The organism is Hyphobacterium sp. (genome assembly GCF_965229905.1).
Taxonomy (GTDB): domain Bacteria; phylum Pseudomonadota; class Alphaproteobacteria; order Caulobacterales; family Maricaulaceae; genus Hyphobacterium.
This window is the reverse complement of record NZ_OZ245930.1, coordinates 1,080,102-1,098,227: the sequence shown is the minus strand read 5'-3', so window position 1 is coordinate 1,098,227 and position 18,126 is coordinate 1,080,102. Positions and strand designations below refer to the sequence as shown.

Sequence of the window (18,126 nt, the reverse complement as noted above, 5' to 3'; positions counted from 1 at the left end):
CTACGGCGGCTCGGGGAGGGGAAAAGCCTCGAGATCCTCGATATCTGTGAGGCTGAATTCCTGCTCAACGCGCTCTCCTCCTATCACGAAATCGAAAACGGTCTGATAGGGCGATGCGACATCCCCCGCTGTCAGCCTGACCCGGGCGGCCAAGACTAAGCCTGCCCGGGGTTCGTGGGTCAAGATTAAAAACTCTGTCCCGATAGGACCATAGCCGAAATCACCCGCATGCAGTGCATCCCATCCGTCGAAACCCAAATCGGCGAAACTGCGGGGTGTCGACCGGTTCAGACTTTGCCGCCGGATCACCATTCCGGGCGCGTTTTCCAACAAAAGATCGACCACATAATCGGGCATGAAGCTGGGGTGGCTGGTAGCGCCGGGCGCCACGGTGAAATAGAGGTCCATTAATCGCGCATCGTCCTCGCATAGCGGCAAGACCTCCCATCCGAGCGCGCTGCACATTTCGCGAGGCGCACGCAACGGGACATTGGCCGGTGGCGGCCGGTCCTCAGGATAGTCTCCCGCTTCCGCGCCCCCCAGCCGCCGGAGCTCGTCGCCATCGACATAGTCGGCCAGGCGGGCCGCAAGCCGCGAGGCCTCCGAGTCGCGAAACCCGGATTGCGCCAGGAATAACTGCACGCCACGCGGGTCATCGGGATCCAGCCCGATCAGCCCCTGGGTCGAGATCAGGCGGACAATCATCGTCCGTCCATTGATCTCGACACGGCGTGGTTCGCCGCGGGCGCTGATCGGATCGCCCTCCTCGATCAGCCCGCCCTCGAGAATGTCGGGGTTGGGCACACCGCCGGCATTCACGGTGAGTTCGCCGCGTGGCGCGGTCAGCAGTAAATGAATGGCGCTGGCCTGTGCGGCCCGCAGATCGCGCTCCAGACCGGATTGATCCAGCAATCGCGCCGCCCCGTCCGAGCTGACGCGCTGCACCGCGTAAGCGCCCGCCAGAACAAGCGCCAGAATGGCGATGGCCGCCAGCGCCAGGATATAAACGTATCCGCCGCGCGGATCGGATGGTTCGGGATGGCCGCTCACAAGACGAGATCGAAGTCGCGAACCCGCAAGATCAGCCCGGTCGTTCCCGACGGCGCCGCGGCCAGAATAATCGTGTCACCGGCTGTGATCACAAGGGCTGTCGGGACAGGACGATAATAAAGCGGGTCGGGGTCAAAGCCCTCCTCGGGCGGCCAGACCGGGTGCGTTTCGCCTCGCGGATCGCGGAAAGAAAACTGGGCACCAGCCGGAATCTCGACCTCGAACAGGTCTTCACCGGCTTCGCGATACCGTAATACCGGCTGGCTGCCGCGGCTTTCGATCGCCAATTCAAATCCGGCAGGTCCCCGGTCGAGTCTCGCAGCGGCTGCGGTCGTCAGCCCCCGCGCCGTGAGGGCATCGCCAGTAAAGACGAACGCGCCATCATGATAATCCGGCGTGATGCCATTCAGCGCCCGTGTCATCGGAATCAGCGCCAGCGTCCGCTGCGTATGTTCCCGTGTCGCCTGCTCAATGCGTGCAGCGTGCCCAGTGGCCGCCGACAGCGTGTCCATCAGGACAAGCGTGATCAGCGCCGCGATGACCAGCGCGATAAGCGTTTCGAGAAGGGTAAATCCGCTGCGCATAGGGTCTGGCAAACTCCTTGCCCGGCATGATATTGTCCGGCCTTGCTTATTCAAGCTGTTGGTGTCTGTGTGACGGCATCGAGCCCGCACCGATGGCTGGGCGGCGAGCGTTTGGAGAGTCGACGAGATGGCAAAGCACAGCCCCGCAAAGGAACCCGGCCGCAAAATGCGCGGCGGCTATTCGCTGATCGAAGTGCTGATTGCCGTGGCGATTATCGCCCTGCTCGCCGCACTGATTGCACCGCGTCTGCTCGGACAGCTCGATTCGTCTCAAGTCACAGCCGCGCGCACGCAGATCCGCATGATTGAAACAGCGCTCGATTCCTACCGTCTCGATGTCGGCCGCTACCCCGCCGAGGAAGAAGGCCTCGCCGCGCTCGCCGCGCCGCCGCCCGATCTCGTCGACCGCTGGAACGGCCCCTATCTCGACGGCGGTCTGCCGACCGACCCCTGGGGCGAGCCCTTCCATTATCAGCCGGCCGACTCCCTGTCGCGCCGCGGCATTGTCTATACCTATGGCAATGATGGCGAACCCGGCGGAGAGGGGCTGGCCGCCGATCTCTATTCCCGCGGGGCCGATCCGAGCCAGCTTCCGGGTCGCACTGTAGGCGGCTAATGCAGGCCAGTCGCAATCCGGATCCTTTCCCCACCCCCTTGTGGCTGTGGCGTGGAGAAAGGGTCCGGTGGACACTTTCGTTCGCCGCAGGGGTAGGGGTGGGGGGATCCAGCGACCCCCCCCGGGGGAAGAGTAGAGGCGGAGGGTCTTCAATCCGCCGCGGTCCAGATTACCCCATCCCACCCCGCCGATCCTGCCGGATCGCCGTCCCTCCCCATCAAGGGGAGGGGAAAGGGTCGACTCCCGAAGATTTGGATATCCGCCACTTGCTGCCGTGGCCAAAACGCGATCCTGTTGATTTCCCCTCCCCCTGGTGGGGAGGGGTAGGGGTGGGGGGATCGAGCGAAACATCCCGGGGGATGAGTAGAGGCGGGCGTCTTCAATCTGCCGCATTCCAGACCACCCCACCCCGCCGGTCCTGCCGGACCGCCGACCCTCCCCATCAAGGGGAGGGGAAAGCACTGAGCTCCGAAGGCGTGAAATCCAGCCGCTTTTTCCGCAGGCTGGGAGGTGATGCAGCACTTTTCCCCTCCCCCGTCGTGGGGAGGGGTAGGGGTGGGGGGATACAGCAGATCACCCCACCCCGCCGATCCTTTGGGACCGCCGACCCTCCCCATCAAGGGGAGGGGAAGAGACGGACCCCCGAAAGATCAAAATCCCAACACTTGCCTGAAACGTCGACGAAAGCCGGCTATTCCCTGCTGGAAGTGCTTCTGACGGTGACGCTAATTGCGCTGGTTGGGGCGATCACGGCGCCGTCCATCCTCAACCAGATTGAGCGCCGTGAGGAGCGGCTGGCCCTGGCAGCACTCGAGACCGGCATGACGCGGTTGCGCTACGAGGCAGTGCTGGCGGCTACACCGCTCGAGATAGGTCCCGCGGCGATAAATGCTCGCTTCAGCGACCTGCCGGAGGGTTGGCGCGTTTCGGCCGATGCGCCTTTACAGGTGTCCTCAGGCGGGCTGTGCGATGGCGAAACCGTGCTCACCCTCACCTCACCTGACAATAGGCTCTGGCGGCGGCGGCCGGCTGCACCCGATTGCCAGCTCGAACGACTCTAGGGCGTCGCTTACGGTCGACCGGACCGGGCGATTGGCCGGACATTCTCCCAACCATTTCCAATTCTTGGCGGCCAGGGTCGGCCAGACTGGCCCAACTTCGAACGCCCGTGAAGAAATGGCCTCAAAGTTCGAGAGCCAGTCTTCCCGCCACCCCGCATCAGTTGAAATTTTTCCTTAATTTCGCCTGTCAGGCGTGAGGCGTAACATGGAGTGTTGCGGTTGAACCACGCCACCCGGTCGTCACGGAAATGTATTCCGGTGCCTCATTCTTCTGGCAAGTCAATGATTTCCCATGCCAAATTAACCTTAAGGTGTGCGAGTTTGGAAGCGCGGGCTGGAGAAATGCGGCAAGATTTTGGTTTTATGGCCTTTCCCGCGCCTGATTCACCTTGACACCCCCGGCCTTAACCCGTCTATCATGTGCTCACGTCATGAAGTCTCTGACATGTTCCGCGCGTTCTGCGGGACTTAAAGGGGCGTCAGTGGCTGTCGTTCGGTTCAATCATTGAGCCGGCCCAGCCTAGGCGGTCATGTTGGAAACGTCATGGCGTGTCATGGCCATGGCAATAATGTAACTTAGAGGGGGGATATCCCTATAGACTACGAAGAAACTTCTCACTGGTGTGGCGTTTGCAGCGCTGATTGCCGGTGCAGCGCATGCGCAGACGGTGGACAATACCATTTCCACTCCAAGCGCACCTCTTCCATTGGACAGCGTCGCTGTCATCGCATCTGAATTCCAACCCGCTGCTGCGGTTGACCAATTGGCTGGCACGTTGACCATTCAGTCACGGTTTGATGGCGCCACGTCACCGTTCTCCTCAATCCCTGTTAATGGGCGCGCAACATTGGGGATTTCGCTGACCAATGCAACGTTCACAACCGCGTCTGGTGCTACGTTTACCGGCAATGATGGCGGCGATTGCTCTTTCGAACCAGCGGCTGTCACCGGTGGTGGCGTCGGCGGTACGTCGGTTGGCTTCATAAGTACGTCTGCTGATTCAATCAGCTTGTGCACGAATGCGGTTGGCGAATCAGGTCCCGGTGCCGCAGACGGTGGCGTCATTGGTATCTTTTCGATCCCGATTGTCCGCACAGCGAATGGTTCGCCGATCGGCGTTACTTTCACCTATACGCAAGTGAACAACGACGGCAGCGCTGTTGCCAACCCGGTGACAGTCACCGAGACGCTTGATTTTGCTGAATTGGCAAGTGCGTGGGATGCCTCCGGTGTTGCCGGTGATCACCAATTTACCGCCGGTGTTGATCTTGTGGCGACCAGCGCTGGTATCCTTAGCGCCGGAACGCTTGGTACCGTGCAGGTTGATTTCCGCAATGCAACTGCCGCTCCGCTCGATATTCGCTCTGATGCTGGTACCCAGGTCGTTGTTGGGGATCTGTTTGGCGCTGCTGGCGAAATTGCGATCACCTTCCCGGGTGGCGTAGGTGATATCGATGGTGTCAGTATCGCTGGCATCGCAACTCCGGCTTGCGCCGGTCCGGTCGCCGACGTATTCACTTGCGACATCGTCGCAGCCGACATCACCGCACTCGGCACTGCGCGCGCTATCACCTATACCGTTGGTGGCGTTACGCCGCCGGTGACTCCGGAGCAAATACCGACCGCGGTGTTCACGACAGATCCGGCCACCGACTACGTCGCGGCCGGTTTCAACGGCAACCTCGCTGAAATCACGCATGACGATGGTCTTGGTGAAGACGAAGTGCGCAGCGGTGGCGGTGCTTCGGACACCTACGAGTGGGTCCGCATTGGATCTGGCGGTACGGAAAGTAACTTCCGTGTCCAGATGGCAAGCGACGCCGACGCTGCGGCAGTCACGCAAGTTCGCGCCACGGTGGCAGCTGGTAATGGTGTTGGTGCTCAAACGATCATCATTCCGGTCGGAACCGACGCAGATTCCGAAGCGGTGATCCGGGGTGCCACGGTTACGTTCAATTCGCGCTCCCTGGGTGCGAATGCGACCGGATCTGGCAATGCGGACATCACCACGCTGGAACTCCAGTACGATGATACCGTTATCGGCACGGCAGAAGTGAATGCTGCCACGTCGGCCCGTCAGCTGGTGAGCCGTTCGCCGGGATCCTTCGTGGCTACCGGTGGTCTGACGGACAACTAGTCTGACTTAGACCTGACGGTTTACCGTCTAAGGATTGGGGCGGCCTTCGGGCCGCCCCTTTTCTTTTGCGCGAAGCGTCTTCGTTACGAAATCGCTTGGGCTTTGCCGCAAAGCGCCGAATGCCTGCACGCTGTTTTTGCGGCCTGGCGGGCAATCGCGTATGAAAAGGCAGCTGATTTCGGGAGCATTTTCAGCGAAAGTGGGTGCCGGTTTTGCAGTTCGAAAATGCGACCAACTAGAGAATAAGCGCCGGGTCGCCCGATTACGCTCCAGCGCATAGAAGGCGGGAAACGATTATCATGGACGAGCGTTGCATTGGCGACATCCTGCTTCAGGACGGCTCGGTCTCGACCGACGATATTGCCGAAGCGCTCGCCTATCAGCGCGAGACCGGCACGCTGATCGGCCAGGCGCTGTTGCGACTGGGCGCAGTCGCCGAGGAGCGCCTGCTGGCCGCGCTGTCCACCCAGCTTGAACTCGACGTGCTCGATGCCGCGGAAATTCCCTCCGACGAGCTCGCCCTGTCGCGCGCTCCCACGGCGCTCGGCCTGCCGCTACGCTGGCTGACCGCGAAGGAAGCGGTGATCTGGTTCGAATCGGAAGCGGTGGATGGGGCCAAGCCCGGCCGCGCCGCGAACGGGCACGATCCCGAGGCGACAAACCTTCCGCCACCCGGCGCGACCCTTGTCGTGGCCGCCCGCAACCCGCTCGATCCGGCGCTGGGCGAACGTATTGAGACTCGCTTTGACGGCCCGATCCGCCGCGTCCTCGTCTCCAACCGCTCGCTCGATGCCGCGCTGGCGCGCCTGCACGACGCGTCTGCCCGGACCAAGGGCGAGGCGCTGACCGATGCCGAGCGCCTGCGCGAAATGGCCGAGGAAGCCCCGGTCATCGACTTCGTCAACGCACTCTTCGAGGATGCCATGCGCGCTGGCGCCAGCGACATCCATGTCGAGCCCTATGAGCACGAATATGTCGTCCGCCTGCGCATCGACGGCGTGTTAAGCCGGGTCCAGACCCAGCCGCGCGGCCGCTTCGACGCCGTCGCCTCGCGCATCAAGCTGATCTCCGGCATGGACATTGCCGAGCGCCGCCTGCCGCAGGATGGCCGCCAGTCGATCCGCTTTGCCGGCGAAGATGTCGACCTTCGCGTCTCCAGCCTGCCGGGCGCCTGGGGCGAATCGCTGGTCCTGCGTCTCCTGCGCAAGCGCCAGGAATTGCCGACGCTGGAAGGCCTCGGCCTTGAAGGCCCGGCGCGCCAATCCTTCGACCGCATGATCCGCGAACCGAATGGCGTCGTCCTCGTCACCGGCCCGACCGGCTCCGGTAAATCGACGACCCTCTATCGCGCCCTCGAACAGGTGAATGACGGCGAGCACAAGATCATCACCATCGAGGACCCGGTCGAATACGACATGGACGGCGTCACCCAGGTGCAGGCGCGCGCCGATATCGGCTATTCCTTTGCCCGCGGCCTGCGCGCCATCCTGCGTCAGGACCCGGACATCATCATGATCGGCGAGATCCGCGATGGCGAGACGGCGCGCATTGCCGTGCAGGCGGCGCTTACCGGCCACCTCGTCTTTTCCACCCTGCACACCAATTCCGCGCTCGCCGCGGTCGAACGCCTGACCGATCTCGGCGTTGAACCTTTCCTGATCTCTGCGTCCTTGCGCGGCCTCGTCGCCCAGCGCCTCTTGCGGCGCCTGTGTCCGGCCTGCGCCCGGCCCGCCGGCGCCGCGGACATCAAGGCCGCCGAAGCGCTGATGAGCGAAGCCGGTGGCCAGAAACAGGGCATCCCGTCAAATCTGCTGACGGGACCGGCCAACTGGCAAATCCCGACCGGCTGCCCGCAATGCCGCGATACCGGCTATACTGGGCGGATTGCTGTCTTTGAGGCTGCCTGCATCGACGGATCGCTCCGCGAAGCGGTCGCTCAGGGCGCCTCCGCCGACAAGCTGGAGGCCGCGGCCCGCGAGGGCGGCTATCTCTCCATGTTCGAGGACGCCATGCTGAAGGCGCGTACCGGCGTCACCTCGGTCTCCGAGGTTCTGCGCGTGCTGGCCAGCAATACCGAGGCCGGCGCCCCGCTCGAGGAGAGCGGCGCTTGACGATCAGCTACCGCTATAAGGGCTTGCGGGCCGACGGCGGCGAGGTCGAAGGCCGCATCAGTGCGGCCGATGAAAACGACGCGGTCAGCCAGCTGACCGCCCGCAAGGTCACGCCGTTTGAGTTGATCCCGGATGCCGATGCAAGGCGCTATGAACGGCGCAAGGCGCGGCCCGTCGACCGTTCCCGTTTTCTTCGCCAGCTTTCGACGCTGGTGCGGGCCGGCGCGCCGCTGCTCACCTGTTTCGACAGCCTGATCGAAGACGAGCCTTGCCGCGAGATCGCCGAGCAGGCGCGGCTTGTGCGGGCCGATCTGCGCGGCGGTTCGCGCCTTTCGGCGGCCCTGACGCGCCGCATGCCGGACCTGCCGGACTATGCGCCGCGCCTGGTCGAGCTGGGTGAGGCGACGGGCTCCCTTCCGGAGCGGTTGACGGAAGTTTCCAAACAGATGGAGGCTGATCTCGCTGCGGCGGCCGAGATCCGCAATGCTTTGGCCTATCCGGCTTTCCTGGCGGTCGCCGGGACCGTTGCCGTCTTTTTCATCTTCATCGCCGTCGTGCCGCGTTTTTCGGCTCTGTTGGCCAATTCGCGCGGTGACATCCCGGCCCTGTCGCGCATCGTCCTGTCGATCGGTGAGTTTGCGGGTGCCAATGCCGTGCCTGTGATCATCGGCATGATCCTGGTCATCGCCCTGGCGGTCCGGCTGGTGTCGGCGCCGGCCACCCGGCGTCAGCTGACGGCGATCGCCTTCCGCATGCCGGTGATCGGGCGCTTTCTGGCCGCTGCCGATTCCGCCCGCTGGGCCCGCGTCGCCGGGACCGCTCTGGCGGCCGGGGCAGGGCTCATCGATGCGCTAACGCTGGCGGAGAAAGGTGTCCTGTCGCCCCGGCGCAAGGCGGGCTTGGCCGAAGTCCGTCGCGCCGTCCGGGCCGGGGCCATGCTGGAACAGGCGCTGCGCGCCCATACCGACATGGACACAATGACCATCAACCTCGTCCGCACCGGGCGGTTATCGGGCGATCTAGCCGGGATATTGCTCTTCGTTGCGGAGACCGGTGAAGCCGATGCCCGCAACCTCGCCAAGCGCGTCACGGCGCTCGCCGAACCGCTTGCCGTGGCCTTCCTCGCCGGCATTATCGGCCTCGTCGTGGTCTCCCTGGTGTTGGCCATGTCCAGCCTCTACGATTTCGATATCGGCTGACCGCGCCGACGGCGGAAATCCCCAGCCAGTACAGCAAATATCGGGCGAAGCGCTTTCCCTTTCAGCTGGCGCGGTTTAAGAGAAAACCGACGGCAAACGGGGGCGGAACCGTCGTCGCCGATCACGTATTGAGGGAGACGCGCATGGCGGATCAAGCCGGCCCGGCCAGCCCGGCTGCCGACGCGGCAAGGCCGAAAAAGGCGCGTGCCATCGCCGTGCTCGGCATGCATCGCAGCGGCACCAGTGCGCTCGCCGGCTCATTGGCCGAATCCGGCGCTTATCTGGGTGAGGTGCTGGGCACATCCATCCCGGGCAATCGAAAAGGTCTTCAGGAGCCCGCTTCCGTCCTGTTCATGCAGGAAAACCTTCTGCAGGCGAATGGCGGCAGTTGGGACAATCCGCCGGCCAAGATTGAATGGCAAAGGCTGCACACCGCCGTCCGCGACCTCTATCTCGAATCCCGGCGCGGATTTGAGCCTTGGGCCTTCAAGGACCCGCGTACGCTTCTGACACTTGAAGGCTGGCTGGAGGCCCGCGCCGATCTCGCGCTGGCCGGGATTTTCCGTGAGCCGCTGGCCGTTGCGCACTCGCTGAAGCGCCGCAATGGTTTTTCGCTAAGCAAGGGCTTGTCTCTCTGGTACGCCTATAATGAACGCTTGCTGCATTATGCGAACACACGGGACTGCCCGCTTGTCGAGTTCACCGCGGAACCGGCAGACATGGCGAAACGTCTGGCCAGGCTGGCGACAGCGCTGGGCCTGACGCCGCCGGCTTCGCAGGAATTCTTCGATGCCGATATCCCGCAAGGCACAAACGACAAAACCGTCCTACCGGCGGAAATCTCCCATCTCCATGCGCAGTTGAAGAGTTTGGCCCTTGGCTGAAACGTTCGAAGTCTGGTCCACACGCCTGTTCCCGAAAGGCAAGGGCGCGACGGGCTATCGTCTGACCGGTATCGCCGCGCGCTGCGACTGGGTGGTGTTGAGCGATTTCGCTGAGCCCCACACGCATTTGCGGCCGCGGCCGGGCGCACCGGCCTCTCCGCGCACGATATTTCTGTCGATGCGCAACGCAGAAGCGGCCCTTCTGCATTTCGCCAACGAGGTTCTGCCGCGCATCAAATCGGACTTTGTCCTGTTTTCCGGATCGGAAGATCTGACCTTGCCCCGACAGATCGACCAGCGCTGGCCGGCTTATCCGGACCCGGTCCGCAAGGCGGTCAACACCATTCTTGCGAACCCGTATCTCAAGACCTGGTGGGCGGAAAATCTCGATGAGGCGAGCCATCCCAAGCTGCGGCCCATGCCGCTGGGATTGCTGCCGCCCGATGAGGGCGGCGGACCCGTTTCCGAGCCGGCGGATGTCGAGCCGCTGAACCGGCGCCCGCTCTCGGTCCTGTGCGGACACCGGGTACGCGAAGGCGCGCAATGGGAACCCCGCCGCAAAGTCACCGCGCTGGCCAAAGACGCTTGGTCCGAATGGACGACCGTGCTGGATGAACCCGTCGGACCGCCGATCTTCAATCGCCTGTTGTCGCGTCACGCCTTTGTGCTGTGCGTCGAAGGCGGGGGTCTCGACCCGTCTCCGAAGGCTTGGCAGGCGTTGCTGCAAGGCGCGGTTCCGATCATCCGCCATTCGCCAACCGCCGAGGCGTATCACGATCTTCCGGTGATCGTCGTCGCGGACTGGGAGGCCGGGAATATCACGCGCGAGATGCTGGAGGCTTGGCGCGCACAGATTACCGAAAAATTCCAAACGGCGGAAAACTGGCGTCATGCCTGGTTCGAACGCTTGTCACTCGCGCAGAGCTGGAACAGCCGGATCGCGCCATTGGGTGACAAAGCGCATGCCATCAGATTGCCGGCGGCGCCGCATGCAGCGACGGCCAGCCCGGACAGGCCGGCCGAGGCTCTCCGAAAGGCCACATCGGCCATATCGAAGCGCCCCAAACCGGTGGTTGGCGAACAGCTGCCGGCGCTTTGCCTGACTTATGATGCTTGCGCGCTTGAGACGGTCTATATGCTCAACGCCTATACGCGCCATGCCGACATGTCCGGTTTCCGGTTCTATTTGCCGTACAATGAGGACCAGACGCGAGCGTATTTCGAGAGCCGGACTGATCCGCGCATTTCTTGTGAGTACGTCAAGAGCCCGGCGCCGATCGCCGCAACGCTGAAAGCACTGCTGTCGGCCGCACCATCCACGCCCTGGGTCTTTTGGTCGACCTCCGACCGCTATCCCTACATGGCGTCCGATCCGGGCCACCTGTCCGGATTGGCGCGCTCATTGCTGCAAGCCAATGAAAAAATTGATGATATCCAATCGGTGCGGTTGACCCGCTGGGGCGATGTCCGCGATCTGATTGGCGCTCAGCGGCAAGTCGCGGGCGTCGGATTCCAGGAAGGGCGTGCGGCCGGGCAGGGCCATTGGCATCATCAGTTCATTCGCCGCCAATGCCTCGAAACGGTCGCCGATATCTGTCACGACGATGCCGGCCTGTGGGACTTCCACGATGTGATGGTCAAGACCTTCACGGCCAACCAGATCGAGCCGTCAGAAGACCGCGCCCGTTTTCTGCTGCCGGCGGAGAATGTCATCAAGCTGGAAGAGCCCACACTGGAAGGCTGTTTCACCACGAATTTTTTTGTGCGCAGCCTGCACCGTGGCGAACCGCTGACACCGGAACGACTGGCGCCGGAATCGGCGGTTTATGCATCGCCCACTCAGCACGCCGCGCGGAACGCCGGCTGGCCAGTACATCCCGCAAGGCTGCAGCGGTCCTTGTCCGATCCGCCGCCGCCTTCACGCTTTCAGGTCGTGTCGCCTGGCGGTGTCGGGTCCAAAATGCTGACCCGCTGGCTGGAACCTCGCGCGACCGAACGGGTCTGGGCCAGCATGCATTCGCACCGCCGCCTGCCGCCGCCCGCCGCCTTTAAGTCACAGAAATTCATCTATGTTTTCGGCGATCCCAGAAACATCGTGCTGTCCTTGTTCAATCGGCGATTTGGCAAGAGCGACCGGCATGGCTTCACGCCCAAGCGCGATCGCGTCAATCGCCAGGATCCCGAATTCGTGCGCAAGCACGCTGTCAACATGCAAACCGATCCGGCCTTGATCGATCCGGCCTGGGATCTGGAAGCCTATCTCAACAAGGGGCGGGACTTTCTGCGACTCGAGGAACATTTCGATGCCTGGTTCTACGGCGACCAGCACTATCCGGTCGCGTTCGTCCGCTATGAAAGCCTGTCGACGTCCGCACCGGCGCTGGCGCGCGCGCTCGGTCTCGTCCGGCCGCCAATCGACTATGCGCCGCGGGCATCCGACTGGCAGGCGCTGCCGGACGCGGTTCGCGCATCTCTGGACGCAGTCTACGGCGAGTTTGCGCGGCGGCTGGATACGCTTCCCCAATTGATCATCCGCCAAGCCGGGCGCACCATTGAAACGCCGGACGGCTGCCAGTCAGGGTTGGAATAAAACACGCGTTGGGGTTATTGCTTCTTGGGATCATCCAGGCAGCGGCGTAAAGGATAGCGGGGGTAACATGACCGTTTTGGTGACGGGCGGCGCAGGGTATATCGGCGCACACATGACACTCGCCCTGCTGGATGCGGGCGAGCACGTCGTGGTACTTGACAATCTGGTGACCGGGTTTGACTGGGCGGTCGATGAACGGGCCGAACTTGTGCGCGGCGATGTCGGAGATCAGGCGCTGACGGCGAAGCTGATCCGCGATCACGGTATTACCGATATCATTCATTTTGCGGGATCGGTGGTGGTCCCGGAATCCGTCTCCGACCCCCTGAAATACTATGCCAACAATACCGCAGCTTCGCGGAACCTGATCGAAGCCGCCGCGTCCAACGGCGTCGAGCGCTTCATCTTTTCCTCCACGGCGGCGGTCTACGGCATGGCCGGCGACGAGCCGGTCAGCGAAGACGCGCCGCTGAACCCGCTATCGCCCTATGGCCGGTCAAAGCTGATGACCGAATGGATGTTGGCAGATCTGGCTCACACGGGCGCCATGCGCTCCGGCGTCTTGCGCTATTTCAATGTGGCGGGCGCGGACCCGGAAGGCCGGGCCGGGCAATCGACCGCCAATGCGACCCACCTGATCAAGGCGGCCTGTCAGGCGGCGCTCGGCATCCGCGAGCGGCTCGATCTGTTCGGCACGGACTATCCGACGCACGATGGCACCTGTGTGCGCGACTACATCCATGTCAGCGACCTGGTGAATGCGCACGGCGTGGTGCTCGATCATCTAAGGGAGGGCGCTGACAGCGTGACGCTGAATTGCGGTTATGGCCGTGGCTCCAGCGTCAAGGAAGTGATCGACACGGTGAAGGCCGTGTCCGGGGTCGATTTCGAGGTCCGGGAAGCGCCCCGCCGGCCCGGTGATCCGGCTGCCATTGTCGCGGGTTCGCACCGGTTGAAGAACGAGATCGGCTGGACGCCGCTACACGATGATCTCAGGGAGATTGTCGCCTCCGCCTGGGCTTGGGAGCAGGCTTTGCGGGCAGGCAATCCGATGCAGGAGTAATAACCATGACCGACGCCCAAATACAGGAAGTTAAAAAGATAAAAGAGGACAAAATTAAGTTTGCCCTCAAGGAAATCGAGGGTTGGTTATGGGAAGATTCAGCTTGGTTGACCGCGTTTTTGATGGAAATTCAGACAAAAAATGTCGATCTAAGCAATGTATCCGGCGCAGTCGAATTCGGAACATATAAAGGAAAGTATCTTTCCGTAATATATACATGCTTACAGGAACACAGCGAAGTAGCTATTGGCTATGATATATTCACCATAAACACGCAAGAGCAGCTCAAAGAAAATATAAAAAAGGCCAATGGCGAGTCGGACAGGCTATTTTGTTTTAAAGGTGACACAAAAAGGCTAAACAGCGACGATATACTCAAGGCATTAGGAAAAAAGCCGAGATTTATTAGTGTTGATGCGGAGCATACGTTTGAAGGTGTGTACAATGATTTGTTATTGTCATTACAAATATTGGGCGATGGTGGCATTGTCGCGGTAGACGACTTCACTAATGTGCACTGCCCTGGGGTGACCGAGGGGGCGATTGCATTCTTAAGTTCAACGCATAATCTAAAGCTAAAGCCATTTGTTTCATGTTGTAATAAGTTATTCATTACAACAGAAAGCCACTATGAAATATACTTCAACGAAATAGAAGAGTTTCTCTGCAAAAACCCTGATCTTAACGTATCGAAATATCATACAACAAGATCCGACAGTCAAAATAAACAAAAATTATGTCGTGCCGATATACATGTATTGAGCCATGTAAAAGGCGCAAACTATCACATGAAAAAAGCGGGAAGTTAGCAGGGGGCGTATAGTGTACAGAGATTTATATAATTCGACCATCTCAAGATTTCCGGATGCGCCGGACAGATTTGAGATGTCGATTCGGAGCGTTTATGAAGCGATCTTGAGCTCTGGTGATGTGGCGATAGATGTCGGCGCGCATACTGGAAAGCATGCGATCCCGATGGCAAAGGCGGTTGGCGTTGACGGGTGTGTTTATGCCTTCGAGCCTATCGCGGAGAAATGTGCGCGCTTGATCGAGTATTCATTGCAAACCCCGGATGTCAGGATTTGCGCTATGAATGCCTGCGTCGGAGAAAAATCTGGCGAAGTCAGTTTCACATACCTCCCGGACGATCCGGGCAAATCGGCAATTCACGTGCGCCAGAAGCTTCAAGGAGATACGGGTACCCTGAAGCACGAGCGGGTGGTTCCAATGGTCTCGCTCGATCAGTGCTTGGCGCGCAGTCAGAAGGTGCGGTTCATCAAGATTGATGTTGAAGGCGCAGAGCTGTCAGTGCTGCAGGGATGCAGTAACATTATAAGCAGCTGTGCGCCGATCATTCACGCCGAAGTCGGTGAATCACCGCTCTCCGCGCATGGCATAGAAGCAAGGGAAATCTATCAGTTTTTCGCATCGAAAGACTATGTTGTCTTCGACATCATTGGAACTTACATACCCACGGAAGAGGGCTTCTTGCAGTCAATAGCGGCGGGTCAGGTCTACGACTATTTCGCCTGCCCGGCCGGGTCGGTTGATATGGTGGGCCTGTCGGCCGCTGCTGCATCCGTCTGGCGCTGACAGGGGCAGATGTCTTGGAGGGCAACGGAAAAGTGAGCCGCGAAGTTGACTGGTTTGCGTTGGCGGACAACCGGCGTAGGGTGCAATTGTTGCAGACAATTGGACCGGAGAGCGCTGCGAACGCCGCGAAGGGTACGCCCTATGCGGCATTCCTTCTGGGAGTTCTGCTCAAGGAAGGCCAGCTTGATCTAGCGACGCGCTTCTTTAAAGGGCTGATGACTTCCGGCGATGGCAACGAGTTTGGCCTGGAAGTACACGCAACCGATTCCCAGTATCTAAGTGCGGTTTCCGAACTGGTGGGTCCGGAGGCGGTCAGGCGCGTGATAGATTCCAACAAGCCGGTGCTTGACAGCCAGGATTTCGAAAGACTGGAAGAATCCCTTTACACGGGAAATATTAATAAAGCAGAATATGTACTAGACAAGGCAAATCTATTTAGATCTCGAATGCGAGATGAGTACAGGTTGTACGGCGGCCTTAATCTCGAAGACGTTTTTCCTTATAAGTACTTAACAGATTATGCATATCGAGCCGAACAGATCGCGTCAACATTAGAAAAATCAGTAAAAGTATCGCTTATATATTGTATAAAAAACAGAGTAAAACGGACGGCGATATCTTTGTATTCTCTAGAGCGGTCTTGGCGCAAATACTTGTCTAAAGGCTTGACCGGAATCGAATTAGACGTCATAATTGTCGAAGATGTATCTCATGATATACTTAAATTAGACGGCCTGAAGCTTAATGAGGCCAATATTGATCACTATATAGTCGATACCGGCATCGCATGGACGCGGTCCGGCCTGTTAAACTATGGGATAAAAAAATCCAATGCCGATATTTTAGGCTTTGTAGACGCGGACTTCTTGTTCCATGACGACTATTTCGAAGCTCTGGGCAGGGCAATAAAGCGCGTAGACTGGCAGGAATTGGTGCTCGCAAACAACTTGATTGAAACGGAAGCACATAAAAAAGGCAAACATGTATATTCCGCGGGTAGCCCGTATTCCTATTTGTGGATGGCGCCGCGTCAAACGGTTTTAGATGTTGGCGCATTTGATGAAGGATATACCGGTCACGGCTTCGAAGACCGAGATTTCGAACTAAAGCTAACGGCATTGGGTGGTCTTACCGTAACCGATACCGTATCGATCGATGAAGACTGTTTCGTGCTCCATTTGTCGCATGTCGTGCGCGATGGAATAGAAAAGCAAAAAACAAATCGTAAGCGATTCAATGCCCGATTTGAAAAGAGCAAGGAAGACCCGCAAAGCCTAAATCAAAGCGCTTGGGGTGAGCAGGAGCTCATCAAGCATATTGTCAAGCGCAAAGGTATGCCGGCTTACGAACGGAAAGCGGCAAGCGGGGCAATAATCGATGTTTTGTTTGTGCCTCATAATGGCTATCACGCCAAATCGTCTGCCGATCTAGCCGAGGCGCTTCGTACTTTTGGTGTCCGGTCAAAAATCGTGAACATCAGCCCCCCGCATCCCGAGGAGGGCGTGGCAAAGCAGAATTCGAACTTAATCCATTTGGACACCTTGATTGAAGGAGCCGTGGTTCCGCGATGCATTGTCGTATTTAACGATTGGGAAAACCGCGTGGTCAGGCATCTCAACCGCGTGGCAGCGGAGGCCGGAATCGAAACCGTCGGCATAGTCGAGGGCGTGAATGACTTTTTTGATGTAGATACCGGCAAGAATCGTACCGCATATCGGCGCGTCAATACCGTCATTCTCAACGGCGAATTCGACCGTCGCTACTTTGCCGACAGCGATCAAAAAATCTATGTTGGTGGTGTCCAGAGGTTGGATGAGTTGCTGACCTCCCGCCCGACGGAATCCGCGTCTGCTGTCCGGGCAAAGGACCGGCCAATGGCGCTGATAAATGTCAATTTTTCTTATGGCGTTTTAGGTGCAAAAAGGGATTCCTGGCTGCGCGGCGCCATAGCCGCTTCAAAGGCTGCCGGATTCGAGCCGGTGATATCACAACATATCGCCGATACGGGTCCCACTTTCGGAATCGAGCCGTCACCGGAGCCCTTATACAAGCTGTTCGAACGGGCAACGGTTGTTATCTCCCGATTCAGCGGTGTCATACTCGAGGCATTGGCTTCAAATATAAGCGTCATCTATTACAACCCAAATCTCGAGAAGGTCGATAAGTTCAGCGAACCGCTAGATGCATACTGGAAAGCCGAAAACGAAGCGGAAATCGAATCCGCTCTGAGCGCCATAAAGGCGGGGGAGAGGAGAGATCCCGCGGCATTTCTTAGGACACACTGCGACATCGAAGACAGCCGGGTGCCGTTGTTGCCGGGCAATAGCTCCATCGATAAAACGGCTCAAATCCTCTACGACATTGTGTCAAAAAATAGTGCGCCAGATTTCGAAACCTTCACTAAGTCCTTCAGAAACGAATATATATCAAAATCCAGATTCATTCCGAGTGTTTCACCGGAAACAGAGGCGGATATCAATAATGATGTTACGTTCGGAATTAAATCTTTTGGCCGTCCCCAGCATGTTCTGAAGCTTATCTCGTCAATTCGCGAGCGTTATCCACACTCTCATATTACTGTTATGGATGACTCGGATTGCGCGGAATTCAAGGTGCCAAAGAATGTTGACCTGATTCGGTCCGAACAAACGGATATCGGCCTATCGGCTGGTCGAAATACATTGATTGATAAATGTGAAACCAAGTACTTCGTCCTCTTAGATGACGATTTCATATTCACCGATAAGACCAGAATCGAAGATATGGTGGAGGTGCTAAAAACCTACGATCTGGATATCGTAGGCGGCTCCGTCTTTGATGTTGGTCCCTCTGCGCAGAAAAAAGACCAGCCCCGTACATTTTACGGGTGTTTTGATTTTGAGAATGATGGTGATTTCAAGATTTCCACGGGGAAGGTTCGCCAATGGCAAAGCAATGTTCCATTGTACGACCTCGTTCTGAATTTCTTTGTCGCCAAGACGCAATCGCTCCGAGCGGTAAGGTGGACTGACGAATTTAAGCTTGGCGAGCATCTGGATTTTTTCATACGCGCGCGCGAACAGGGTCTGAAGATCTCTTATGTCGACCAATGCGTCGTCGATCATTACCGGGACCATTCAGCGAATACGGAGGAGTACAAGGAATACAGGCGGAGAGCCGATGAATACCATAAGCTGTTCAAATCCCGTTATGATATTAGCCGGATTCTTTTGAATAACGATGAGATTCCGGGGTAGA

Annotated in this window: 13 protein-coding genes; 11 read left to right on the top strand and 2 right to left on the bottom strand. The window is 59.0% G+C overall.

What is annotated here, in order from left to right:
• Together ACO08C_RS05540 and ACO08C_RS05535 are read right to left on the bottom strand one after the other, a co-directional pair.
• Nucleotides 1–1,050, bottom strand: a complete 1,050-nt coding sequence (locus ACO08C_RS05540) for a hypothetical protein (protein ID WP_421788208.1) — start codon at nucleotides 1,048–1,050, stop codon at nucleotides 1–3.
• The gene (locus tag ACO08C_RS05535) at nucleotides 1,047–1,634 is read right to left on the bottom strand and encodes a PulJ/GspJ family protein (RefSeq protein WP_421788206.1); all 588 of its coding nucleotides are present in this window, start codon (nucleotides 1,632–1,634) and stop codon (nucleotides 1,047–1,049) included. The genes ACO08C_RS05540 and ACO08C_RS05535 overlap by 4 nt, the downstream gene beginning before the upstream one ends.
• Before the next feature lie 127 nt (nucleotides 1,635–1,761).
• Here ACO08C_RS05535 and gspG point away from each other — a divergent pair, with 127 nt between their 5' ends.
• The 11 genes from gspG to ACO08C_RS05480 all read left to right on the top strand — a co-directional run bounded on the left by gspG (nucleotide 1,762) and on the right by ACO08C_RS05480 (nucleotide 18,125).
• Complete coding sequence (gene gspG, locus ACO08C_RS05530) at nucleotides 1,762–2,250, top strand: type II secretion system major pseudopilin GspG (protein WP_421788205.1); 489 nt, start codon at nucleotides 1,762–1,764, stop codon at nucleotides 2,248–2,250.
• Nucleotides 2,251–2,915: 665 nt separating this feature from the next.
• Complete coding sequence (locus ACO08C_RS05525; protein WP_421788203.1) at nucleotides 2,916–3,311, top strand: prepilin-type N-terminal cleavage/methylation domain-containing protein; 396 nt, start codon at nucleotides 2,916–2,918, stop codon at nucleotides 3,309–3,311.
• A gap of 623 nt (nucleotides 3,312–3,934) precedes the next feature.
• Complete coding sequence (locus ACO08C_RS05520) at nucleotides 3,935–5,449, top strand: hypothetical protein (RefSeq protein WP_421788201.1); 1,515 nt, start codon at nucleotides 3,935–3,937, stop codon at nucleotides 5,447–5,449.
• 299 nt (nucleotides 5,450–5,748) lie between these two features.
• Nucleotides 5,749–7,560 (top strand): GspE/PulE family protein, encoded by a 1,812-nt coding sequence (locus ACO08C_RS05515; RefSeq protein WP_421788199.1) that lies wholly within the window; start codon nucleotides 5,749–5,751, stop codon nucleotides 7,558–7,560.
• Nucleotides 7,557–8,759 carry a type II secretion system F family protein gene (locus tag ACO08C_RS05510; RefSeq protein ID WP_421788198.1) on the top strand — a complete coding sequence of 401 codons (1,203 nt, stop codon included), beginning with the start codon at nucleotides 7,557–7,559 and terminating at the stop codon, nucleotides 8,757–8,759. The genes ACO08C_RS05515 and ACO08C_RS05510 overlap by 4 nt, the downstream gene beginning before the upstream one ends.
• Nucleotides 8,760–8,902: 143 nt before the next feature.
• Nucleotides 8,903–9,643, top strand: a complete 741-nt coding sequence (locus tag ACO08C_RS05505; protein ID WP_421788196.1) for a sulfotransferase family protein — start codon at nucleotides 8,903–8,905, stop codon at nucleotides 9,641–9,643.
• Entirely contained in the window at nucleotides 9,636–12,233 is a 2,598-nt protein-coding gene (locus tag ACO08C_RS05500; protein WP_421788194.1) for a hypothetical protein, read from the top strand. Before ACO08C_RS05505 ends, ACO08C_RS05500 begins: the two co-directional genes overlap by 8 nt.
• Before the next feature lie 67 nt (nucleotides 12,234–12,300).
• On the top strand, nucleotides 12,301–13,296 hold the full coding sequence (gene galE, locus ACO08C_RS05495) for a UDP-glucose 4-epimerase GalE (RefSeq protein WP_421788193.1): 996 nt from the start codon (nucleotides 12,301–12,303) through the stop codon (nucleotides 13,294–13,296).
• A 5-nt stretch (nucleotides 13,297–13,301) separates the two neighbouring features.
• Nucleotides 13,302–14,105: a class I SAM-dependent methyltransferase gene (locus ACO08C_RS05490; RefSeq protein WP_421788192.1), complete on the top strand. Its 804-nt coding sequence runs from the start codon at nucleotides 13,302–13,304 to the stop codon at nucleotides 14,103–14,105.
• Between the two features lie 76 nt (nucleotides 14,106–14,181).
• Nucleotides 14,182–14,889 (top strand): FkbM family methyltransferase, encoded by a 708-nt coding sequence (locus tag ACO08C_RS05485; protein WP_421788190.1) that lies wholly within the window; start codon nucleotides 14,182–14,184, stop codon nucleotides 14,887–14,889.
• A gap of 32 nt (nucleotides 14,890–14,921) precedes the next feature.
• Entirely contained in the window at nucleotides 14,922–18,125 is a 3,204-nt protein-coding gene (locus ACO08C_RS05480) for a glycosyltransferase (RefSeq protein ID WP_421788188.1), read from the top strand.
• Nucleotide 18,126: the final 1 nt, after the last annotated feature.